The sequence below is a fragment of the Paenibacillus sp. 203 genome, assembly GCF_037027525.1.
Taxonomy (GTDB): domain Bacteria; phylum Bacillota; class Bacilli; order Paenibacillales; family Paenibacillaceae; genus Paenibacillus; species Paenibacillus polymyxa_B.
Genome location: NZ_JAXCHD010000011.1, coordinates 75,122 through 98,600, shown reverse-complemented (window position 1 = coordinate 98,600; position 23,479 = coordinate 75,122). Strand labels below are relative to the sequence as shown.

Annotated in this window: 18 protein-coding genes and 1 pseudogene; 7 read left to right on the top strand and 12 right to left on the bottom strand. The window is 43.7% G+C overall.

Translation table 11 applies throughout. The features are described from left to right. The first annotated feature begins 404 nt into the window (after window positions 1–404). From WA407_RS21875 to WA407_RS21860, 4 genes are all read left to right on the top strand, one after another. A complete protein-coding gene (locus WA407_RS21875; RefSeq protein ID WP_235309484.1) occupies window positions 405–1,646 on the top strand; it encodes a nitrate/nitrite transporter in 1,242 nt (413 codons plus the stop codon). 378 nt (window positions 1,647–2,024) lie between these two features. Further along, complete coding sequence (locus WA407_RS21870) at window positions 2,025–3,743, top strand: NAD-dependent malic enzyme (RefSeq protein WP_023989354.1); 1,719 nt, start codon at window positions 2,025–2,027, stop codon at window positions 3,741–3,743. 99 nt (window positions 3,744–3,842) lie between these two features. Next, window positions 3,843–4,802, top strand: a complete 960-nt coding sequence (locus WA407_RS21865) for an AEC family transporter (protein WP_025718424.1) — start codon at window positions 3,843–3,845, stop codon at window positions 4,800–4,802. A 325-nt stretch (window positions 4,803–5,127) separates the two neighbouring features. Then, window positions 5,128–6,891, top strand: a complete 1,764-nt coding sequence (locus WA407_RS21860; protein WP_336078359.1) for a methyl-accepting chemotaxis protein — start codon at window positions 5,128–5,130, stop codon at window positions 6,889–6,891. Between the two features lie 95 nt (window positions 6,892–6,986). On the opposite strand, the gene WA407_RS21855 is transcribed toward WA407_RS21860, so the two are convergent. From WA407_RS21855 to WA407_RS21825, 7 genes are all read right to left on the bottom strand, one after another. Next, entirely contained in the window at window positions 6,987–8,039 is a 1,053-nt protein-coding gene (locus WA407_RS21855; RefSeq protein WP_250261011.1) for a glycoside hydrolase family 53 protein, read from the bottom strand. Window positions 8,040–8,142: 103 nt separating this feature from the next. After that, window positions 8,143–10,230: a beta-galactosidase gene (locus tag WA407_RS21850; protein ID WP_336078358.1), complete on the bottom strand. Its 2,088-nt coding sequence runs from the start codon at window positions 10,228–10,230 to the stop codon at window positions 8,143–8,145. Window positions 10,231–10,258: 28 nt separating this feature from the next. Beyond that, the gene (locus tag WA407_RS21845; RefSeq protein WP_069010559.1) at window positions 10,259–11,137 is read right to left on the bottom strand and encodes a carbohydrate ABC transporter permease; all 879 of its coding nucleotides are present in this window, start codon (window positions 11,135–11,137) and stop codon (window positions 10,259–10,261) included. A 27-nt stretch (window positions 11,138–11,164) separates the two neighbouring features. Continuing rightward, the gene (locus tag WA407_RS21840) at window positions 11,165–12,055 is read right to left on the bottom strand and encodes an ABC transporter permease (protein WP_235309480.1); all 891 of its coding nucleotides are present in this window, start codon (window positions 12,053–12,055) and stop codon (window positions 11,165–11,167) included. Window positions 12,056–12,291: 236 nt separating this feature from the next. Further along, window positions 12,292–13,983, bottom strand: coding sequence for an extracellular solute-binding protein (locus tag WA407_RS21835; protein WP_235309479.1), 1,692 nt, complete (start codon window positions 13,981–13,983; stop codon window positions 12,292–12,294). Between the two features lie 121 nt (window positions 13,984–14,104). Continuing rightward, window positions 14,105–15,730 (bottom strand): response regulator transcription factor, encoded by a 1,626-nt coding sequence (locus tag WA407_RS21830; protein ID WP_235309478.1) that lies wholly within the window; start codon window positions 15,728–15,730, stop codon window positions 14,105–14,107. After that, window positions 15,705–17,525 carry a sensor histidine kinase gene (locus tag WA407_RS21825; protein WP_336078357.1) on the bottom strand — a complete coding sequence of 607 codons (1,821 nt, stop codon included), beginning with the start codon at window positions 17,523–17,525 and terminating at the stop codon, window positions 15,705–15,707. Before WA407_RS21825 ends, WA407_RS21830 begins: the two co-directional genes overlap by 26 nt. 114 nt (window positions 17,526–17,639) lie before the next feature. Here WA407_RS21825 and WA407_RS21820 point away from each other — a divergent pair, with 114 nt between their 5' ends. Then, entirely contained in the window at window positions 17,640–17,792 is a 153-nt protein-coding gene (locus WA407_RS21820; RefSeq protein WP_235309477.1) for a hypothetical protein, read from the top strand. A gap of 5 nt (window positions 17,793–17,797) precedes the next feature. Here the strand turns inward: WA407_RS21820 and WA407_RS21815 are convergent, their stop codons facing one another. Next, window positions 17,798–18,235 carry a NucA/NucB deoxyribonuclease domain-containing protein gene (locus WA407_RS21815; RefSeq protein WP_336078356.1) on the bottom strand — a complete coding sequence of 146 codons (438 nt, stop codon included), beginning with the start codon at window positions 18,233–18,235 and terminating at the stop codon, window positions 17,798–17,800. A gap of 140 nt (window positions 18,236–18,375) precedes the next feature. On the opposite strand from WA407_RS21815, the gene WA407_RS21810 reads away from it, so the two are divergent. Next, the gene (locus tag WA407_RS21810) at window positions 18,376–18,570 is read left to right on the top strand and encodes a hypothetical protein (RefSeq protein ID WP_235309475.1); all 195 of its coding nucleotides are present in this window, start codon (window positions 18,376–18,378) and stop codon (window positions 18,568–18,570) included. A 387-nt stretch (window positions 18,571–18,957) separates the two neighbouring features. Next, window positions 18,958–19,260: a hypothetical protein gene (locus tag WA407_RS21805; RefSeq protein ID WP_061828458.1), complete on the top strand. Its 303-nt coding sequence runs from the start codon at window positions 18,958–18,960 to the stop codon at window positions 19,258–19,260. 69 nt (window positions 19,261–19,329) lie between these two features. On the opposite strand, the gene WA407_RS21800 is transcribed toward WA407_RS21805, so the two are convergent. From WA407_RS21800 to WA407_RS21785, 4 genes and pseudogenes are all read right to left on the bottom strand, one after another. Beyond that, window positions 19,330–21,216 carry an Ig-like domain-containing protein gene (locus WA407_RS21800; protein WP_235309473.1) on the bottom strand — a complete coding sequence of 629 codons (1,887 nt, stop codon included), beginning with the start codon at window positions 21,214–21,216 and terminating at the stop codon, window positions 19,330–19,332. 120 nt (window positions 21,217–21,336) lie between these two features. Then, the gene (locus WA407_RS21795; RefSeq protein WP_235309471.1) at window positions 21,337–21,759 is read right to left on the bottom strand and encodes a hypothetical protein; all 423 of its coding nucleotides are present in this window, start codon (window positions 21,757–21,759) and stop codon (window positions 21,337–21,339) included. A 16-nt stretch (window positions 21,760–21,775) separates the two neighbouring features. Beyond that, entirely contained in the window at window positions 21,776–22,444 is a 669-nt protein-coding gene (locus WA407_RS21790; protein ID WP_013310967.1) for a uracil-DNA glycosylase, read from the bottom strand. Window positions 22,445–22,703: 259 nt separating this feature from the next. Beyond that, window positions 22,704–23,365 (bottom strand): annotated as a pseudogene (locus tag WA407_RS21785) (S-layer homology domain-containing protein). Window positions 23,366–23,479 lie beyond the last annotated feature (114 nt).

Here is a 23,479-nt window from a genome sequence, read left to right as displayed (position 1 = left end):
CCATTCTCCGAATAAAATGACAGAAAAAGCCCTTCTCCATTCAATGGAAAAGGGCGCCGTTGCCATTAATGTCGGCACATCGTTGTGCCGATATGTACCTAAGATTACTGAATTGTGAATGTCATGTCAATATTCAATACATGAAAGTTATATTTTTACCTGATATTTAATTTTTTTACGATTTTGTGTTATGTATATTGACATAAAACAGATCCTTTTTTATAATTTGATTAAAATCACTCCAACGTGATCATACCAAGTCGACTCACAATGAGGTGTGTCAACCACGGCAATGAGGCCGCAAACCGTTTCCTAGATACCATGTAGGGGCGATTTGCGGCTTTTTCATGTTCAAATTACATTTTTCAGACAAAGAACAACAATTAGAACAGGAGAGATGGAGAATGAACAAAAAAAGTTTCTGGAAAAGCGGACACAAGCCCACCCTATTTGGCTCCTTTCTGTATTTTGATATCAGTTTTATGATATGGGGAATGATCGGACCATTGGCCGTTGTAATTGCTAATGATTATCCAATGGACCCTGTACAAAAAGCCAATCTTGTCGCCCTACCCATACTTGGTGGTTCCCTGCTGCGGCTCGTGCTCGGATTCATGTCTGATTATATCGGTCCGAAGCTCACGGGACAGATTGGTATGCTTGTCACGATAATCCCTCTCTTGCTCGGCTGGCTGTGGGTTGATTCGCTAGAGCACATGTACGTTGTTGCCCTGCTCCTGGGCGTAGCCGGAGCATCATTTGCAGCTGCGCTGCCGTTGGCCAGTCAATGGTACCCCAAAGAGCATCAAGGCTTGGCTATGGGAATTGCCGGTGCCGGGAATAGCGGTACCGTCCTTGCGACATTGTTCGCCAACCGCATTGCTCAACATTTTGGCAGTTGGGAAGCCGTTTTCGGATTGGCCATCCTCCCCATCTTAACCGTCTTCGTTCTGTTCAGTATTTTTGCCCGCAATAGCCCTCACCGCCCAGCACCAAAAAGTCTGTCGCAATATGCTTCGGTGCTCAAACAGAGGGATGCCTGGGTATTCTGTGCCTTTTACTGCGTGACGTTTGGCGGATTCGTTGGCCTTTCTAATTATTTGACTATTTTCTTTAATACCCAATATGGCCTCTCCGCGGTACATGCCGCCGATTTTGCGACCATTTGTGTGATTGCCGGAAGCTTCTTTCGTCCTGTAGGTGGCTTTTTGTCCGACCGGATTGGTGGTTCACGCATGTTAATGTACTTGTATGCAGGAGCCGGGATTATGCTCGCCGGCATTGCGTTTTTACCGCCACTTGCCGTGGTAGTCGTGCTGCTGTTCGTAGGCATGATGTGCCTTGGCGCTGGCAACGGCTCCGTATTCCAGCTCGTTCCGCAGCGGTTCGGCAACGAAATCGGGCTCATGACCGGTATCGTCGGCGCTGCTGGTGGCATAGGCGGGTACTTTCTTCCCCTTATACTGGGTCATCTATACAAATCAACAGGTTCCTATATGCCAGGCTTCATCTGTCTGAGCCTGATCACGTTCTGTGCCTTTACCCTCGTCATCATCATGCAATTGAAATGGCGTAACAGCTGGATGCGACGCTCTGCTACAGTTACTGATGAAGCCGTCAAGCGCATCGGAGAATTAAATGCCTGATGTTCATTAAACATAGAGCTGCGAAGCATTGAATTGTCCCTCAACCATCCCTATAGTCAAAAAAATAGCTTAACTTCGTTTATATAAAATGAAGTTAAGCTATTTTTCATGCCCACTCAGTCGAATCACACCTATAAAAACTATGATAATTATCACATTGAATCAATATTTTCCGAAAATATTATGAAAATTAAATGAAATTTTCATTCGAAAAACATTGAAAATCGCTTTCATTTTCATAATTTTTCTTATGTAAACACTTATATAACCATTTTTCACACAACATACTTCTTCACTTGGTTTAAAATAAGGCGTATACTTGTTCACGAATTGTTCAAGGATTAACTAAATGTAATTTTTTAGAAAGAAGGAATTGAAATGCGTGCTTTTCATTTTACGGAAGACGGATCTATCGAAACCAAATTAACCGGAAAAGATCTACTTGCCAACCCCCTGCTGAATAAAGGAGTGGCTTTTACTCTGGAAGAACGGAAACAGCTTGGACTTGATGGTCTCCTTCCTCCTACGATATTAACTATTGAGGAGCAGGTTCAGCGGGTTTACGAGCAATTTCAGAGCCAACCGGATAATTTGCGTAAAAATGTTGCGTTAAATGATCTTTTTAATCGGAATACCGTCCTTTATTATCGTTTGCTCTCTGAGCACCTAAGCGAAATGCTCCCGATTGTTTATACACCAACAGTAGGCCAGGCTATACAGGAATACAGTCATGAATATCACAAGCCTGGTGGTATGTATTTATCTATCGATAATCTTGCGGGTATTGGAGAGGCTTTTAAGAATTTGAACCTAGACCCTGATGATATCGACCTGATCGTAGCCACAGATTCCGAGAGTATTTTGGGAATCGGGGACTGGGGAGTCGGAGGTATTAATATCTCTATTGGTAAGCTTGCTGTGTATACAGCTGCTGCTGGTATAGATCCTAGCCGGGTGCTGGCAGTTGTTCTTGATGCAGGTACAAACAACGAGAAGCTATTGGAAGATCCTTTATACATGGGGAATCGCCATAAACGTGTACGTGGAGAACAATATGACCAATTTATTGACACTTATGTTCAAGCTGCACTTTCCTTTTTCCCGAATGCCCTGCTGCACTGGGAAGATCTGGGCAATGTCAACGCACGGAACATTATCAATAAATACGGAAATAGTATTCTGACTTTTAATGACGATATTCAAGGTACTGGAGCGGTTACGCTCGCAGGTGTGATGTCTGGTGTTCAATTGTCCGGAATCCCACTGAGCAAGCATCGGGTGCTAGTCTTTGGTCCAGGAGCTGCCGGAATCGGCAATGCAGACCAAATTAGCGCTGCCATGATGCTGGAAGGACTGTCAGAAGCAGAAGCAAGACGTAACTTCTGGGCTTATGATTACCGCGGCCTGCTCACCAACGAAACAGAAGGACTTTTTCCATTCCAGGTCCCTTATGTGCGTGATGTTGCAGAATGCCGTGACTGGGAACATGCTGAGGATGGCAAAATCCCTTTGCTTGAAGTCATTCGCCGCGTGAAACCGACGATTATGATCGGTACTTCCGGTGTTACTGGGGCATTCAGTGAGGAAATCGTTAAAGAAATGGCCAAGCATACAGAACGTCCTATTATTATGCCTATGTCCAACCCGACTCCACTGGCAGAAGCAACTCCGCAAGATTTGATCCACTGGACCGAAGGAAAAGCCCTCATTGCAACAGGAAGTCCTTTCGAGCCAGTGATCTATAACAATATTAAGTTTGAAATTGGGCAATCCAACAATGCTTTCGTATTCCCGGGTCTGGGTCTCGGCGCAATCGTGGTAAAATCCAAAATTATAACAGATAGCATGTTTGCAGCAGCTGCCCATGCAGTAGCTCAAATGGTTGATTTGTCGCAGCCTGGTGCTTCCCTGCTGCCAAAAATCAACGAGCTACGAGAAGTATCTGAAGCGGTAGCCGTGGCTGTAGCTAAGGCAGCAGTTCAGGATGGAGTAGCGCGTCATCAACCGGACGATATCGCACAAGCGGTTCGAGATGCGATGTGGGACTGCAAATATAAACCCATCAAACAATATGGTCAGGAAGCGGTCCTGGTTTAAAAAATAGCGAACAACATCAAATTTGTACTTGCATATGCAAAGTGATTATTTAACTGATGTCCGCCATTTTTGGCGGACATCTTCATTGGAGGCGACATCATGGCTACAGGTCATATTTTTATTATCTTAATTCCTATTTTCTTTGTCATTTTAATTGGTTATTTCGCAGGATTGTTTAAGGCTTTTAACCCTGCTTCTTCTAAGGGATTAAATACACTCGTGACGAAGTTTGCTCTACCTGCACACTTGTTTATTGGTATCACGACGACACCCAGAGAGACGTTGATTCAAAAGTGGCCCTTTCTTGTGGCTTTGCTACTTGGTGTAATCGGCTTTTATATTGTATTGCTCATTGTTTATCGCTTAATTGCCAAAAAAGGCCTGACTGAATCCTCCATGTTCGCGTTGAATTCGACACAGCCTTCTTTTGCATTCATGGGAATTCCGGTTCTGGGCAGCTTGTTCGGAAGTGCGGCAGTCGCCATCCCGATTGCGATTACTGGGATCGTCGTTAATGCCATTCTTGATCCGCTTGCAAGTATTTTGGGAACGGTCGGTCAGCGCAAAACAACAGAATCCGACGGCACTAAAGGCAACTTATTTAAAGTCACTATGAAATCAGTCCTTCATGGACTCAGCGAGCCGCTTGCCTGCGTACCCTTGTTTGGTGTCGTATTGACTCTATGTGGATTCCACGCTCCGAAACTTTTGCAATCCATGTTTGATCAAATCGGCAATATTACTGCTGGTACAGCCCTATTTGCCATCGGGGTAACCATTGGTATCAAAAAGATTACGTTCAGTCCAAAAGCACTTAGCATCGCTGTGCTGAAAGCCATCGTGATGCCTATTGTTATGCTCGGTATTGCTGTTCTAATAGGACTATCCCATGAAGATGTAACCAAAGCCGTACTGCTTGTCGCTTTTCCCGGCTCGGCTGTGGCCGCTATGATTGCTACCCGTTATGAAACACTAGAAACGGAAGCTGCATCTGCATTTGTTATTAGCTCAGTCTTATCGCTCATTTCACTACCCTTACTTATTTCACTTCTTTTATAGGGACAGAAACTTAAGAACCCTCAATGCAATCCAGGTATTTATAGGTATAAAGCATACCCGTTTGCTCTCATTTATCTTATTTTTTAAATATTGTTTGAACAATAAAGTGATTTAGTAAGAATTGAGTTGGAAAAACAACATAAAATCCAGTTTTGCCGACAAGCGGCGGTCCCATCGTTTCATTCACTAGGGGCCGCCGTTCTTTTTGAATAACCTTCTACTCTCCCTTTTAATAAATACCTAACATTTAGAAAGCAAATTGTCGAAATATATATGGGGTAGGTTGTATATGAAACTAAATTGCTAATTCAAAGGAGAAGAAAACGTGAAAAACTTGAAGTGGAGAACTATGTCCTTTTTTGGTAAAAATCTATTAATCTCTTTTCTTAACATCGTATTAATAGGTGCTATTCTCATCACATCCAGCTATATACTTCAAAAGAACATTCTCACCACGCAGCTGCAAGACCAAGTTAAAGTATTGACTAAAAAATGGGCAGAAGATGTTGACAAAACAAAAGTACAACAAGCATTAAGCGAAAAAGATTATAACGGTTCTGCTCAACAGGATTTACGCAAATTCCTAGATTCTATCCACACATTTTATCCTAATGTTGCCCAAGCTTACATATTTGGCACAGAACTAACAGAAGGAAATCAAACCTCCATTATTGGCGTTCCTACAAATTTAGTCCAAGCTTTCCAAGACTCGAAGATGAATATTGGGGATATGTACACTCTTCCAGACGAAAATGTACAAGGTGTAAATAAAATGCTTCAATCTAAAGACTCAGCGTTTAGCAGCTTTTATACTGACGATTTTGGTACATGGACGACCATTGTTTACCCAATTACAGATGAAAGCGGTAAAATCACAAGTGCGATATACTTTGACGTAGACGCAAGCTCTGTACCTAACGGACTTCATAAATTGCTTGTATATGGTGTTTCATTGCTCATTCTGTTCCTTGCGATCTTCTTAACGGTCCAATATTTACTGGTAAAACGTACCCTCTCCCCGATTCGTAGCCTGATGAAGGGCATTGAAGAAGTCAGCGAGGGGAATCTGAATGTACAAATCAAGACAGGCGAGGACGACCTTGGCATTATCAATCAAAAATTTAATTCTATGATCAAACGCCTTAACGATACCATGGTGAAAGTACAGGATACGACGCAAGAAGTTACGGGATCTGCCCAGGAATTGTTAAGCATTAGCGAGAAAAACAGTACGAATACGAACGTCATTAACAGCAATATTCAGGAAATAACCCAGGGGCTTGAAGCTCAGGATCACGCAGCACTTGAAAGCTCCAGAGCTATGAATGAAATGTCGACAGTTATCCAAACGATTGCCGAAAGCTCCTCTTCCGTAGCGGATCAAGCTTATTCTATGGAAAAACGCTCCGTTGAAGGCAACCAGGTAGCCCAAAAGCTTTCCGCTCAAATGGACTCCATCTCCACTACAATGGAAAGTACAGCTGATTCCGTTAATGCGCTGCAGAACCGTTCTAACGAAATCAGCAATATCGTCAGCATCATTACAGGCATTGCCAGTCAAACGAATCTGCTTGCACTGAACGCTTCTATTGAAGCTGCCAGAGTCGGTGAAGAGGGCAAAGGTTTTGCAGTAGTAGCGGGAGAAGTGCGTAATTTGGCTGAACAGTCTCAAGAGTCTGCCAAACAGATTGCAGAGCTTATTGGAGAAATCCAAAAAGAAATTGAGCAGACTGTAAAAGGCATCAGCCTTGGTACAAAAGAAGTTCACATTGGGCTAGAAGTTACGAAGCAAACAGGCAAAATGTTCTCTGAAATTTTAGATGCGTCTAATAAAGTGTCGTCACAAATTCAAGAGGTATCCAGCGCAACGGAGCAGATTTCAGCCAGCACGCAGGAAATGTCAGCTACCTCTGACGAGCTGTCTTCGACAGTTAGCAAAACAGTCGATAGTAGCAAACAAATCGAGCATACCATTGGAGAACAGGCTGAGTCTATGGCTTCTATTGTCCAAGCTTCTGACAAGCTTACATTGATGTCCGGTGAGCTGGAAGAGCTCATTTCGTTCTTCAAGGTGAACCGGGAAGCCTAATTTTATAACTTCCAAGTAACTCAAGATAACAATAAAGAACCTCTAGTCTGCATAGAAGCGAACTAGAGGTTCTTTGATATACTCTTACATACTTCTTAATTTATAAATCCTTCCAAAGCTGAGGTTGGTTTACCGTCAGCCTGCCAAGCACCTTTGTTATAACCTTGATTGTAACCTGGAGTTGCAGCCGGCTCCCAATAAAATACCCCTGTACCCTTGCCGCCTCCAATGTTCCGAACCTTTGTTTTGATTGCAGAAATAAATGCCTTGGAAGCAGCAGGTTCGTTATATTCCATTCCGATTTCACTGATGACAATGCCTTTGCCGTATTTGGCAATGAGGTTATTGGCATTGGTAATCGTCTGGTCCACCTTACCCTGCCAGTCAGAAGGAGACGGATACAGAGACAGCCCGATGAGATCAAACTGAGCTCCATTATCAATTAGTCCGCCGATATTCCAGTTCAACACGGAACCGTTATCCCCGTTGGCTAAATGTACGATCGTTTTAGTACTGCTGCTAACCGATTTTACAGCATTATTACCTGTATTGACGAGCCAGGCATAGTTTTTCATGTTCACCGAAGCTTTGCCGTCTTCCCAGAGCATTCCATTGTTCGTCTCATTACCGATCTGCACCCAGTCCGGTGTTACCCCCTTGCTTTTCATCGTGTTCATAACATAGACCGTATGAGACCAGACTGCATCCATAAGTTGTGTAAATGTGAAATTGCGCCACGCATAAGGTTTGTTCTGTTGCCCTGGATCTGCCCAGGAATCACTATAATGTAGAGTCAGCATAACACTCATGCCCAATTTTTTAGCTCGCTGTGCCAGTTCTGCTGCCTTTTCGGCATTCATGTATCCGCTTGCATAATCTTTCATGTCAGGGTTTACCCACACACGGATACGTACCGAGTTGATCTGATAGTCATCTCGCAAAATTTGCAGTATATCTCGACGAACACCCTTTTTATCCTTCCAAGTCATACCTTGCGCTTCCATTCCTGCTACCCAGCTTATATCTGCTCCTTTGGCGAAAGCAGGGGCGGCCGAAGCCGCACCTAACCCCACAGAGCCCAACGGATACAATAAGCTGGATAACAAGATCAACATCGCAAATACCATAATGCGGTTACCTGTTTTCATAAGTACATCCTCCATTCAAATTGTATACTCCTCATTGCCTCTGACCAATCTACCAGCTCCCTCACTCGGGAAAACGATAGAGATCACACTTTAATATCATGTTCTATTTATTGCGCTCTGTCTTTAAAACCTTAACAGCGTAGGCATCCAATTGAACGCTACCGTCTTCTATCGCATGATTTTCAAGCATATCCGCATAAGTTCGTCCATCCAACGTAATCTTTTGCGGCTCATGCGTGAAATTCAGTATAAAAATATAATCATGAACCCCATCGGTACGAATCGCCGTATTCACTCCATGAGGCAACTTCACATTGAGCGCTTTACTGATTCCTGCATCATCAATTAAACTTCTGTAAAAATGACTGTGGAATAGTCCGATGTTGCGTGATGCGATGTAATAAGCCTTTCCCTGTCCCAAACGGTTCACTGTCAAAGCCGGACGTCCTGCATAAAAGTCTGAGCCGTACACAGCCAGTACCTCTGCACCCTCCGTATGAATGAGATCACACAATTCTACAGCTTCATACTCCCCTTGCAGATCCAGCTCATTGCCTTCAACCGGCAAAATGTGATTACGATCATGATCATGCAATCCGTCAATCTCTTCCGACCAGATCCCCAGCGTCTTACGAAGCGGGCCCGGAAAGCCTCCAAGGAAGCACAAATCATGTTCATCTACGATACCAGACCAATAGGTTGCTACGAAAACGCCGCCATTTTCAACAAATTTCTGTATACGCTCCCCCACACCACTGCGGACCATATACAACATCGGAGCTACCAAAAGTTTATATTTGGAGAAATCTGCATCCATATGAATGACATCTACAGGCACACCCTGCTCCCAAAGTGCCAAATAATGCGCTTCAGCTGTCTCCTCATATTTCACACCTTTGTTCCGCGGTCCCTGTGAATCGTTGATTCCCCAACGGTTCTCCCAGTCAAAAATGACTGCGGCCTCCGCCGGTACAGATGTCCCGATAACCTCCTCCAGTTTTTCCAGCGCATTACCGACATGGGTCACATCCCCGAATACCCGAGTGTGCTCATGTCCGACATGATCGACAACCGCACCATGCAGCTTTTCACTCGAACCGCGGCTTTTCCGCCACTGAAAGTATTGAACGGTGTCTGACCCGTGTGCCACAGCCTGTAAAGACGATAGCAGATGCATTCCCGGCCGCTTCAGCTTGCTAACGTCTTGCCAGTTCGTCAAACTTGGCGTGCTCTCCATGAGCATCCAAGGCTTTCCTCCCTTAATTGAGCGAATAATATCATGCATCATGGCCACTTTAGCAGCCTGACGGCTATCATCCCCCTCACAGTCATGCCACGTCGGGTAACTATCCCAGGATATAACATCGAGCAGATCAGCAAACTTCCAGTAATTCAATCCTTCAAAAAACTCCATTAAATTGGTTGTGACTGGAATGGCTGGATTGGCAGCCTTGAGCGGCATAATCTCATGCTTGATAAAATCTGCGGTCTGATCGGTCACAAACCGTCTCCAGTCCAAATTCATGGCATGGACCTGTGTTTCACCGTGAGGTGCCGGGGACTCAACTTGGCTCCAGTCCGTAATCGTATGACTCCAAAAGGTCGTCCACCATGCGTGATTAAGCTTGTCCAGCGTACCGTATTTATCCTGGACCCAAGCGCGAAATGCCTCCTGACAATAATCACAGTGGCAATCTCCACCAAATTCATTTGAAATATGCCAGCCAATAACAGCAGGATGGTTAGCATAACGCTCGGCTAGCTTCGTATTCATGATACGTACTTTTTCCCGGTAAACAGGCGACGTAGCACAGTGATTATGGCGAAACCCATGCAGATTACGGACACGGTTAGCCTCCACACGCAGCACCTCAGGATATTTTTGTGACATCCAGGCTGGTCTTGCTCCACTCGGAGTGGCCAAAAACGCATAGATTCCGTTCTCAGCAAACGAATCCAGAATACGATCCAGCCATTCAAACGTAAATACGCCTTCCTCAGGCTCCAATGAAACCCATGAGAAAATGCCGACAGACATCACGTTACATTTGGCTAGTTTCATTAGACGGATATCCTCCGCTAACACCTCAGGGTAATGCTGCCATTGCTCCGGGTTATAGTCCGCTCCATGCAGCATACGTGGAACTCGCTCACTAATGGGAGGGTACTTGATTATGTTTTGATTCGTCACTACAAATCATCTCCTTCTATAAATTCTATTACTCTTTGACAGAACCTAGCGTCATACCTTTAACAAAATACTTTTGTAAAAATGGATATACAATGAGAATAGGCGCTGCACCAATGAAAATTTGCGCTGCATTAACCGTCGTTTGAGAAAGTAATTCCATCTCTTTGGGACTCATGCTCATGGAACTCATGTCCTTCTGAATAATTACAGTTTGCAGGAACGTCGCCAGCGGATAATCCTTTGCATTGCTCAAATAGAGCAGACCGTCAAACCAGGAGTTCCAATGAAATACCATACTAAACAGCGCAATCGTCGCAATGGAAGGCATGGATATCGGTAAAAAAATACTAAACAATGTCCGAAAATGTCCTGCTCCGTCGATCAATGCGGCCTCTTCCATCTCTTTGGGAATTCCTCTAAAAAAGTTCAACATAAGGATGACCAGAAATGTGTTGACCGCTCCTGGCAAAACAAGTACCCAGAAGCTGTCCATGAGGTGGATCTTTTGAATAACCATATAGAATGGAACCAGACCACCGTTAAAAATCATGCTGAATACGAACAACCATGAATATACGTTTCGGCTACGGAACACAGATGTTTCCTTTGAAAGTGGATAAGCAGCTAAAAAGGTAATAAGCAGTGTTAAGCCGGTTCCCAATACAGTCCTACAGACAGAAATCCAGATGGAGTGCAGAAAAATCGGGTTATTCATCGTCTTCTTATAGGCTTCTAATGAAAATTGTACCGGCCACAGTCCAACCAGATTAGCATCTGCAGCTGATTTAGCACTAAATGATACAGCTAACACATGAATCAGCGGAACGATACACATGATGGACAAAATCACAAGCAAGCAAATATTAAACACATTAAAGATGCGGTATGGCGTTGTTTTATGATACATGACTCTCCCTCTTTCAGCCTCGTGGAATCAAAATATGCGGTATCCTGCCCATTTGTAAGCAAGTCGATAAGATATCAGAATGAGAATCATACTGATAACGGATTTGAACAACCCGATAGCAGTGGCAAAGCCCATTTCCCCATTGATTAACGCTGTCCGGTAGACGAATGTATCAATAATATCGCCTTTTTGGTAAACTAGCGGATTATAAAGGTTGAAAATCTGGTCAAAGCCGGCGTTCAGTACATTGCCAAGTGCAAGCGTTCCAACAACGACTACCATCGGAATTAACGAAGGTACAGTGATGTGTAGCGTCTGTCTCCAGCGGCTTGCTCCATCCATTTCAGAAGCCTCATACAACGAAGGATTAATACCCGCCAGTGCAGCAAGAAATACGATGGTGTTGTATCCGAACTCCTTCCATATATCCGATACTATGACAGTAAACCGAAACCAGTTATTATCTCCTAGAAAAAAGATAGGCTGAATCCCGAAACTACCGAGAATACGGTTTATAAATCCATCTGTAGCCAACAGGTCAATCAGAATTCCGCCCAAGATGACCCACGACAGAAAGTGTGGTAGATAAACCAGTGTTTGAATGGATCGCTGAAGTCCAACCTTGCGAATTTCATTCAGCAGTATAGCAAAAACAAACGGAACTACCAGATTGAAAAACATCTTTAACACAGCAATAATTAGCGTATTCCAGACGACTTGAAGACTGTCCTCCCGTTGAAACAAAAAGCGGAAGTTATCCAGTCCAACCCACTCGGAACCCGTTATGCCTAGCCAAGGTTTGTAATTTTGAAAGGCCATCACGATGCCGCCCATCGGAATGTAGCTGAATACAATTAAGAAAATGATGGCTGGCAGCAGCATGATATGAAATGGCCACGTACGTTGCAGACTTCTCATTGCAGTTCCTCCTGTAACTCTCATGGTATACTTCAATTATAAAAGCGTTTTCGCGGTCCCAACAGTTCAAAAAACCAACATACATGGCACAAAAGCAACCATTTTTTAAGCTCGCCAAACGAATAAAACTTTTTTTCAAATACACCATGATAGCGCATTCATTTCTACTCGATACGGGTAAAGCTGTAGTAAAAAGGCTGCCCACCTCGGGACAGCCCTCCTACTCTGTTACAACATCATTGGTTTTTACTTTCGACGCTTTTATACCATTCGTTTACTTCATTTGTAATTTGTTCGCCACCAGCTGTTTTCCACGTCTGCACAAAGGTATCAAAAGCAGAGATCGGCTGCTTGCCATAAATAATTTCATTGAAGGTCTGACTTTCAATCTTATCCAGATAGTCCTTTTTAGCCTTCATGGTTGGCGTAGTAGGGCCCGTGAACTGATCTTTCATGGAGATATCTTTCTGTTCCATAAGCACTTTGGCAGCTGCGGGAGTATCTTTCCCGTAGTTCACCATTACATCTTTCTCCAGACGGGTCTTCGGTTCTGCGCCGTTAGCCAAACTTAGCAAAGCCTTCATTTGGGCATCAGGTATACGCGCACCATCACGAACCAGCAAATAACGAATAGAGTTTACATAACCGCCTGGTATTTTATCGATAGACATTAGCTTTCCGCCCGCATCCAAATCATAATCGTAGCCCTTAAACAGCCCATTCGACAAATCGCCGTCCGGTTTGGCATTAGCATAATGGTCAAACAAATAATTTTGATAAGTGAAAAAGGCTTCAGGATGCTGCATTTGTTTGTTGATTAATACAACACCATTGGTGTATTGCGTTCCGTGACGCATGGCTTTGTTGTCAGGACCCGCTGGAATCTTGATCGGCTTCCACACGGCACCCGGCGCATTTTTGACTGTATCCTGAAGCGGCCAGCCGCTCATCCAATATGGTCCAGGAATCATACCGGCTGTTCCTGCGACTGTAGGTTCTGCCGTTTTATTTTCATCCCACAATGCTGCTTCCTGAGGAATATATCCCTTTTTGAGCCACTCGCTCAGCTTTTGCAAACCCGGCTTCATGCCAGGCTGCACGGAGCCATATTCCAAACTGCCATTTGTACCTTTGTTCCACTGCTGAGGTAGAGTGCCATATGCCCCGAAAATCCAAGATGGGTCACCCATCCAAGTGTTCATGGATGTTTTGAAACCGATGCTGAGCGGAATCACTTTGTTCGGAGCCAGTCCGTCCGGATTTTTATTTTTAAAGGCATCCATCACTTTTTCCAGATCATCCATCGTCTCAGGAGCCTTCATACCCAGCTTATCCAACCAATCTTGTCGTACCCACAATACATAATCATGGTTGTAGGCAAAATCAAGCACAGGAATACCCATTTTCTTACCATCTCGGCTATACTGATTCCATACGTTTGTATCCTGATTCATCGCCTGCTTCCAATAATCCGAAGCGTACTTATCAAACAACGGGCCCACCTCTGCAAACATACCAGAATCGATCATGTCTTGTGCCAGTTGCTCATTCTCCGTCCCCAGTACAACGACGTCTGGCATCTCCTGACCGGAGGACATCGCCAAACGCAGTTTCGTAGCAAATGCGCCATTCGTATCCGTGACGGACCAGAGTGATTTGATATTAATACCGAATTTCTCTTTAGCCCATTTTGTCGCAATGTTATTTTCGATAGATTCACCATTTTTAAATTTCAAGGCGGGATCTACACCCCATACCGTGGAAATTGTGACTTCTGGATTGTATTTTTCTTTGTATACGTTTTCAGTTTTAGCTGTGCTGTCCGCATTTCCATCATTCCCCGTACCTGAGCAGCCCACAAGGCCCACTCCTAATACCATAGTTGCGGCGAGCAACGACAACAGCTTTTTCTTCGAATGAACTCGCATATTGTTCCCCCTCTAAAAATCATTATCTACTCTTTTATTATAAGAGGGCTTTTCTTCACAGCCTATGTCACAAAATAAATATTTCTGCACCTTTCCCAACTGATCTTTGCTGGTTTCGTCCTTACTGGTCCCGAAATTCATGCGGAGTTATTCCGTAATGCTTTTTGAACATCTTACTGAAATATTGGGGATTCTGGTAGCCTAGTTCCGTCGTAATTTCGTATATTTTTTTGTTGGAATATTTGAGCAAATAAAGAGCCCGCTCCATTCTCATTCGGATAATATAGTCACCCAGACCTTCTCCGGTTTCAGCTTTATAAATTTTAGACAGATAGACCGGATGAAGATAAACCTGATCAGCAATCGTCTTAACAGACAGCTCCTGGCCTTTATCCTGGGAGATGAGCTCCTGAACCTGCTTGACCACATAGCTTTTAGCGCTTTGCTCGCTTGCGGACCATTCAGATTTAAGTTTGTTCATCATGGAAAATATCCACTCTTTGAGGTGGGAGAACGAATGAACCATTTTCTGCGCATGTAACGGATCGAAGCCTACTTGATCCATCTGCGTAATGAAACGTCCTTGTTTGTGCGCTGTATACATAAAGGCACTCGTCACCGAGATAAACAGCTCATATAAATGCTCGCGTGTATATCCCACCTCTTCCATTTTTCCAAATACACGGCTCACTTTCGCTTCGGCCTCGTCCCATTGTCTGGATTCAAGCAGATGAGTAAGCGTAGGGGGCATATATAGCCCCTCCAGTGACTTAACTGAGCTGTGTGGCTGTTCTGTCTGTTCTTCTATGAATAGCAGTGTATCCGTCTCCTCCTGATGGTTCCAGTATAAGGATCTAATCGCTGTCTGATATAGCTTAGGCAGTTCCTCTGGAAACTTAAACCATCCGGTTAATGCAACGTAAATTTCCCCTTTCAAGTAATTGCTCACATTTTTTCGAAAGGTCTCAATCGCCGCACTCAAAAAACGATTCTGCTCATCCACACTCCGTTCAGGAAATGAATTCCAGTTCCCTTCTATTAATACAATTAAGCAGTCATGCGGCGCTTTGCAATGCCAAACGTGAAAATCAGGTGCGAACACTTCTTCGGCAATATTTCCAATCGCATACTCAATTAAGGAGACTGAATGATAGTCCATATCAGAAAAATGCTTTCCTAGCTGAATAAGCAGCATACTGGCAGGATGTCCCGTGCGTAGCTTGATTTCGTACTCAGACATTTTGCTCTCTATTTTGGGTACTGGTAAATCACGCCCGAGTAGCAAATCATGCATCAAATGGGTCCGCAGTACACCAAAATCGTTTCTGCGGCTATATTGTAATTGATGAACCTTGTCAAATGCTTCCCATTCTTCCTTTAGCGAATCCATAGCGGCTGACACACATTTGATAAACTCATCATCATCTACCGGCTTTAAAATGTAATCAAAAGCCTTAAGCTGGAGCGCTTTTTTAGCATATTCAAAATCGGCATAGCCTGTCAGTAACAAACTCCGGATATGCGGCCATCGCTCGTTTACTTCAACAATCAACTCCAGTCCCGTCATACCAGGCATACGAATATCCGTAACCAGAATATCAATATCGTACGCTTCCAGCACATCCACTGCTGCTAATGCGGAAGCCGCTTGATGAACCCTCTCGATGCCTAGCGTCTCCCACGGAATGGTAGCTGCCAGACTTTCTGTTACATAACTCTCATCATCTACTAGTAATATCTGAACCATCTGTTCCCTCCGTTTTAACTATATTCGAATTTGGCGAAGGCTCAATTAAACCATTCGCATGCTCTCCTTCTATTGAGAGCGACCATTTTAAAACTGCACGCAATCCTCCCATTGGAGACAAAGAGAATTCCAGTCCTGCATCTTCTCCAAAATGTAATCGCATACGTTGATGCACATTCCACAAACCGTATCCATGATCCTCTCCCACAGGCTTGTCAAGCGTTGATGTCAGGGCAGTTATAGCCTCTCTACTCAAACCGAGTCCGTTATCATCCACAATCAGGTACATATACGAGCCAACACGCTCGGTTAAAATATGAATTACACCATCCTCCGCTTGAGGCTCTATCCCATGCAGCACCGCATTTTCCACCAGTGGCTGCACTACAAGCGGCGGAATCAGCAGACTGCTAGCCTGTGAAGAAACATGAATTAAGAACGTTAGCCTTGGCATACGCATCTGCTGTATGTTCAAATAATATTGAACAAATTCGACTTCCTCTGACAATGGAACCAAATCCCGCTCCTGTCTGGTTGTGTATCGATAATACCTGGATAAATTATGAGCCATGGCCACGACCGCCTCATGATTGCGCAGTTTCGCCATACTTGTAATAAACGAAAAACAATTATAAAAAAAATGCGGATTGATTTGTGACTGGAGCTGCTTTAGTCGCGCTTCCTTGACATGTAGCTGCTCAACATACACCTTCTCAAACAGCTCCTGAATCTGTTCGACCATCAGATTAAATTGACTAGACAGGAAAGCAAACTCGTAACTCCCCCTTAGACTTAATCGAACAGCATAGTCTCCATCCTTTAGTCTCCGAAATGCCCGCACAAGCTGAAGAATCGGCACTTGTACCTGTGAATGAAGCAAGTAAGCGCCAATCAAGCCTACCAGCAGCGAGCCAACAACAGTTATATAAAACAGTCGATTCGATGAGTAAATCGGAGACATCATATCGGACAAAGGCATATAATCAATCAAATACCACCCCGTCGTTTGCGAAAGAACGGCATGAACCAGGTAGCTTTCTTCTCCAATTTTCACAGTCAGATTGTCAACTTCATGGAGCCCCATTTTTTCTAATTTTGAAATCAGCTGTCCAGACAACTCTTCATTGGCAGTACGATTATAGATCGCTCCTACGCCTTTTTTATAATAAAAAGGCTCCTTTCGGCCATCACCTTTGAAGCGGTCAAGCATATCCTGAATATTACTGCTGTCAAATTCAACTTTAATAATCGTGTTAGCGGTTTCTGGATTACCAAGCGAAGAAAACGGGGATAATGTATACAATGAAAATATAAATTGGTCTTTCCCGTATGATCTTTTTTTGGATACCTGCCAGCCGTCTTTTATCAGCTGATTTAGTTTTTTCTGGTCATATAAACCTGCTCCATTCTCCGATACAACTCGTCCAAGCGAAGGAGAATAGATACTCAGCCCGGTTCTCCAATTAGAAGAGCTTTCCTGAAGTCCAAGCTTGGTTTGAATCCGTTTGACCAGGTTAATTCCATCCAGATTGAGAACCTTATCCTTCAAAAAAATCGCTTGAAAACTGGCTACATCGGGATCATGAATCAGCAGATGCGGCCAGGAGGAAATCATTTCAATATTCGTATTCACTTGGTTTTGAAAAAAAGTCAGCTGATTATAATTAGATTGATTCAGCTCCTCACGTAATACACCTGTCGTTGTCTGATTAGAATAGACATACAGGATCAGCACAGGTATAAGCAATACGATAACGATGGAGACGATTTTAGTATAAAAATTAAATTTAAACATGAGTTCTACACATCCTCTGCACAAAAAACAGGCATACTTAAATGGTATGCCAGAGCCCTGACCTTCGTTGCCGTCAGTACATACTATACATTATCAATGGTTGGCGGTGATAATATGTTTGATGCTAAGCAAATGGAATGGTTTGACCAACTATCCGCTGAAGACTTGGCCATTTTAGGTGCCGGCTTCAATACACTAGGTGATTTTTTTGATTTTCTGGCGTTGATTAAGGCCAGACAGGAAACAACCCAAGGTAATAAAAAGTAATAGCACTATTTCACAACAAATTTCACACGAGTTCCATCCTCATACTCATCCAATTGGTGACTGACCCATGATCCTGCCCCACGATTATCCTTAGGGACTATGTATTTGATATTTGCACCTTTACCACCTTCTGAGCACATAGCCATCGGCCATTCGTCACGATCGTATCCTTTACGAGTGGGAACACCTGCAAGCGAATGCTTGCGATTTTGCTCGGCTCCTTCACGGTCAATTGTGCATACCGGTGATTTTCCCGCCTGAATGGCTTCCTTAATATGCTGCGCCGTTTCAGGGTAACGACCTGACGGGAATTGCAGCGTAACCTGAGCCGATGAAGGCGGGTTCTCTCCTGTCATTTTCGTAAGAAGATTGCCTCCTTCAAACCAGTAAGCGCCCAAAGCTAGCAGCACTAAAGCTATAAAACTTAGCAAATTTTTCTTCAATTTCCCTCTCCCCTTCAAGCTATTCCAGTAGATACCTTCAACTAAGGTAATCCCCGGATTTTATTTTTCGTAACCCCTTACTGACTATAAAAAAAGGTTGAATATTCGACGACAAATAGTATAGAGAGGAGGTTGTACGAATGAACGATGAGATCAAACTGGCCGTGAGCCAAATGCAAGCCGTTATAATCCGGTTACTGAATGGAAGTACCTTAATTGGCTGGCCTAAGTTCCTATCTGACCAAGAAACTCAGCAATTCAAGCTCTACGATGACGAACACGTATATACGATTTCCGTTAATGACGTGGATACGGTCGCAAGAGTTATTGTATAAGATACAGGGAGCGACTTAATGAGACATCCAGTGGACAAGCCCGAACAAAGCACACCACAGGAGAAGACTGATCAGAATCCCCCAAAATAAACCTTTAAAAAGCTTCATACCTTACTGACAACCTTTCCGACTGGGCTTTTTCCCCATTATAACATGTCAGAAAGACAGCTATCGCAGCTTGCTCTTATATCATCTTCGTATCATATATATTAAATTTTAAAATCACGACACAAAGGAAATAACGAAATTATTCCGAAAATTATGCCTAATCACCAGTGAAAATGCAATCATGACATAATAAAAGTCACATTTTAATCAAAATTTAATGAAAGTTTTCCGAAAATGATGTATAATTATTGACATAATAAAACGCACGAGGTGATCATCATGGCATTATTAAACAGAGTTCATGAATTAAAATTGCAACTGCCTAACGAGCATCATAGCATTTCCCAATACGTGGAGCATGCATTGCATTCGATTGACAGTTTTGTGGAGCAACATCGTCAATTTGTAGCCGCTCAGGCTCTATATGGTGAAAAAATCAATGGTACAGAAGAAAGACTGTTCCGAGACACAATTTCTGAGATTAAAGCCCAACTGGTTGCTACTTTGGAAAAGACAGTTGAAGACTTCGCACACAAAGGCGATAAGCACTGGAAAAATCATTATCAGGACGGCGTAGAATAAGCTGAAAATAACCCCCGGTCTTTGGACCGGGGGTTATTTTGTATAAGTGGATGTGGCAATATGCGTAGACTATTTTAACACTCTAGCCGATGTCGCTACAGTCTTACCACCATAGACTACTTTGATACTGGAACTTCCGGTATCAATCGCCTTCACCTGACCGCCAGTAACCTGTACGATCGACGGTTTGGAAGATGTCCATACCGCTGAGCTTGTCACATTGGTAGTTGAGCCTGAATCATAAACTGCATTCACACTAAGCACTTGAGAGGAACCTTTAGGCAGCTTCAGGTTTTTGTTGCTCAATACCAGTTTGAGCAGCTTAGGTGTGACCTTGATCTCAACGTTAAACGACTTATCCTGATATGTGCCCGTAATCGTTGCGTTTCCAATTCCAACGGCTTTAATGGAAGAGCCTTTTACGATCGCTACGGAAGCATTTGATGTTGTCCATTTTACTTTACTGCTCAGCGTAGCTTTTTTACCTTCCGTATATATGCCGATGACTTTGATGGACTTACTTCCTTTCAAATTCATATCAGCACTCGAAAAGCTTGGTGTCAATGTAGAAATGGCTCCTTCCACAATGACAGGTACTTTCACATATTTGTTCATATACATAGCCTTGATTCCAGAGTTACCGCCATTCACCGCTTTTACTTTACCATTTGCTACTGTAACTGCGGCTGTTGTACCTACCCAGCTTACCTGATTGGTAACATCAAGGATTCCGCCACCAGCCATGTGTGCTTTTACTGTCGGAATACTTGCTTCTTGGCCTGCAACCAATACATATTTTTTCTCAGAAGCGGTCAGCTTGAGCACTTTGTATTGCACAGTCACTGGAATATCCAGTTTGAGCGCACCTACCGTTGCTGTCAATGTTGCACTGCCTGGGTTCACTGCAACTAGCTTACCATTTGCTATTTTAACTGCACTTTCACTGCTTAAGCTCCATTTTACATCGGATTGAACTGCTTTTTTTGCTCCATTGACCAAATAAGCAGATATACTCGGAAGAGAAGTTTTGCCTCCTGTTTCGAGAGTCAGACTGGCTTTGCTCGAAACCAGTTTTTCAACCGTTGGAAGTACATTAATCTTCAGAGTCTTGCTCAAACCGTGATAGGACGCTGTAATCGTCGAATTGCCTGCATCCATTGGTGTGATTTTACCTTGCTCGACTGTGGCAACCAGCGGATTGGAGGAAGTCCATTCTGCCGTGTTGGTTACATCTGTTTTGCCGCCAGTCAGGTTGACATCGGTTGCACTAACCTGAATTGGGGAGCTACCCAGAAAGACCGATTTGGCCCCAGTTGCACTCAATACTAACGCCTGAGAAGAAGAACGCACATACACCATCGTTTGTGCTTTAAGTTCATCTTTGCTTGCCTTAATGTAAGTCACGCCTTTGGCAAGTGGACGAACAAGACCATCTTCAACGGTAGCAACAGCCGCATTCGAAGAAGTCCATTCGACACCGGATACATTTTCCGTCCCACCTCCAGTAAGTACACCTTGAGCAGTCAATTGCTTTGATTCTCCGCCAATCGTCAAATTAATGGGACTAGACGGATTTAATTGCAGCTTGCTGTAAGGCGATTTTACTGTAATCGTTGTACTTACCGTTTTCTTCTCATATGTGGCAACAATCTTAATCTGCCCTTTTGACACAGGAGTAATGAGCCCCTTATCAACCTTTAAAATGCTTGAATCCCCAGAGATCCATTCTGCCTTTTGGGTAACATCTTCTTTGCCCTTTTCAGTCAATGACCACACTTTTAATTGAGCGGGGCTTCCACCCAGATTCAATGTAGTCGGATTTTGACTGTCCCACTGTACCGTGGAGGTCGTGCTCTCCTCAGCCCGGATCAAACCCGCTGGCCATGCTGCAAATACAAACATCAGCAATGCAAGTAAGAAGGTACTCCGTTTGCTCATACGTTTCATACGCTCCATTCGTTTCTCTCCCTTAGTTTCATCTCTATAAAATAGGATATAATTAACAATCCCATTACTTTTATCGGTTAGCAGCTTACTAAATTGAACCCTTCATCAAAAAAAGGTGAATAATTACAGTTAAAGTTCTCCACGCAGTGACCTTACCACAAACAAATGCTCTTCTTTAGATAAGGTTTGTCCATCTTCAAGGATTACATTGTGTGCCGAGTGACTAACCAGCTTTACATTATAAGCAATCAGCTGATCTTCTCTCCAAATCATCACCGCCGACTGAAAATGAATGGCATTATCAAACTGTAACGGAACACTCATTACATAACCGATAGCGTTGAGCTTCGCCGGATGGCGGCTTCTACGCTCACGCCCCGGAGGAAGCATGGTAATATACGTAATATTTTCAAAAGGAATAGCCAGCATTTTCGGGCCTAAAATAACGCACTTTCGTATATCATCCCATTTTTCAAGCGTGCCGCGCACCTTCTGGGTATGATCGTTGTTGCCGTGATATAAAATGACCTGACGTCCCTTCCATTGACGCATGTCCTCACCTCCAGTGCTAGCGGTTAGGAATCTCCCACCGAATCGGCTCCATTCCATGCTCCTGCAAAAATGCATTGGTACGCGAAAAAGGCTTGCTGCCAAAAAAGCCTCTGTGAGCCGCCAATGGACTCGGATGAACGGATTTCAGCACCAGATGCTTGCTGGTGTTCACGAAGCTTGCTTTTTTCTGAGCATGGCTCCCCCACAAAATAAACACTGCTGGCTGCTCGCGCTCATTAATCGCTTCAATGACAGCATCCGTGAAACGTTCCCAACCTATTCCCTGGTGAGATTGCGGTTGTCCTTCACGCACGGTTAACACGTTGTTTAGCAGCAGCACACCTTGCTCAGCCCAAGGAACGAGGTATCCCTGATTCGGAATGGGAGTACCGATATCATCGCGAAGCTCCTTATATATATTTAGTAGAGATGGCGGTGTTCGCACACCAGGTCTAACAGAAAAGCTCAAACCGTGAGCTTGTCCCTCTCCATGATATGGATCCTGTCCCAATATAACCGCTTTGGTCAGATGAAATGGCGTTAATTTAAGTGCGGAAAACAAGTCTTCTTTTGGAGGATATACCTTATGTAACTTGTACTCTCGGGCTAACGTATACCTTAATTCATTAAAGTATGGCTTTTCGACCTCTTCTCGTAGTACATCATCCCAGTCATTCCCAAACATACCCCTGTCTCCTCTCAATATGTAGATCTGTGAAAACGGTAAGCTTTTTGATCCAAAAAAATAAGCTGAACTCCTCATCCGGAGCCAGCTTATTTATTCGTTACCTGTGTTATATGCCGAAGGACCAGGAAAATATCCTTACGGTAATCAGCTACCGCAGGTCTAAATTCGATTTCCTTATTATAACATTAACGATAATGATGTCAAGTAACTGAAAGCTTAATTCCCTCAGAAGAAAAGCTCTTTATTGCTGTATTTATTACGATTTTGTATGAGCATTCAGGTATTCCAATGCATTATATAACATAACAGCAGCTTCGGCACGTGTAATCTCTTTTTTTGGATGAAACTTTTCATTTGCATCCAAGGTATTGACCTTGTAGACTAGCGAGCGTTGAATGCTACCTTGGTAAGAAGGCTCCAGTTCGCTGTCATCCGCAATATTCGCAGGTGCCATTTTAATCATCGGAAGAGCGCCTGCTTTTTCCATGCCCTGAATCAGCATGTAGGTGAACTCTTCCTTAGTCAGAGCTTTGGCAGGATCAATATCCTTTGGAATCTCTACGCCATTATAATGCGCGTGATAAAGGCTTCGGCATACCATGCAGTATCCTTAACATGGGTAAACAGTCCGCTGGCCTGTGGTGCCGTATTAAAAGCAATCGCGGCCAAACTGAGCTGGAGTCCGCCGGAGATCAACTGAATGCCTTGGGCAGCGGTCACTTTAGATGACGGGAGAAACTGCGTGTCAGAGACACCTTTGAGTAGACCCTGATCTTTAAGGGATATGATTTTTTCTTTGCCGCTTACGTTGTTCAAATCCTTGAATTGACTGTCTGCCGCAGACAATTGACTTCCAAAGGAGAAGGACAAAATGGCTACGGTTGTAATGGCTGCGAATGCACTTTTTCTCATACTCATGTTAAGTTCCACCTTGTAGTTGAATTAGGCCGCTTGGCCATTAACAACTTCATTGACGTAGTATAAGCTGGAAAAGTTGCAGGCAGACGCTGTTGCTTCTTATGCTACATGCCT

Coding starts and splice junctions, on each gene's coding strand:
- WA407_RS21840 (WP_235309480.1), bottom strand. CDS start 12,055: ATGAGAAGTCTGCAACGTACGTGGCCATTTCATATCATGCTGCTGCCA.
- WA407_RS21805 (WP_061828458.1), top strand. CDS start 18,958: ATGGCATTATTAAACAGAGTTCATGAATTAAAATTGCAACTGCCTAAC.
- WA407_RS21825 (WP_336078357.1), bottom strand. CDS start 17,525: ATGTTTAAATTTAATTTTTATACTAAAATCGTCTCCATCGTTATCGTA.
- WA407_RS21800 (WP_235309473.1), bottom strand. CDS start 21,216: ATGGAGCGTATGAAACGTATGAGCAAACGGAGTACCTTCTTACTTGCA.
- WA407_RS21835 (WP_235309479.1), bottom strand. CDS start 13,983: ATGCGAGTTCATTCGAAGAAAAAGCTGTTGTCGTTGCTCGCCGCAACT.
- WA407_RS21865 (WP_025718424.1), top strand. CDS start 3,843: ATGGCTACAGGTCATATTTTTATTATCTTAATTCCTATTTTCTTTGTC.
- WA407_RS21855 (WP_250261011.1), bottom strand. CDS start 8,039: ATGAAAACAGGTAACCGCATTATGGTATTTGCGATGTTGATCTTGTTA.
- WA407_RS21810 (WP_235309475.1), top strand. CDS start 18,376: ATGAACGATGAGATCAAACTGGCCGTGAGCCAAATGCAAGCCGTTATA.
- WA407_RS21820 (WP_235309477.1), top strand. CDS start 17,640: ATGTTTGATGCTAAGCAAATGGAATGGTTTGACCAACTATCCGCTGAA.
- WA407_RS21830 (WP_235309478.1), bottom strand. CDS start 15,730: ATGGTTCAGATATTACTAGTAGATGATGAGAGTTATGTAACAGAAAGT.
- WA407_RS21875 (WP_235309484.1), top strand. CDS start 405: ATGAACAAAAAAAGTTTCTGGAAAAGCGGACACAAGCCCACCCTATTT.
- WA407_RS21795 (WP_235309471.1), bottom strand. CDS start 21,759: ATGCGTCAATGGAAGGGACGTCAGGTCATTTTATATCACGGCAACAAC.
- WA407_RS21845 (WP_069010559.1), bottom strand. CDS start 11,137: ATGTATCATAAAACAACGCCATACCGCATCTTTAATGTGTTTAATATT.
- WA407_RS21790 (WP_013310967.1), bottom strand. CDS start 22,444: ATGTTTGGGAATGACTGGGATGATGTACTACGAGAAGAGGTCGAAAAG.
- WA407_RS21870 (WP_023989354.1), top strand. CDS start 2,025: ATGCGTGCTTTTCATTTTACGGAAGACGGATCTATCGAAACCAAATTA.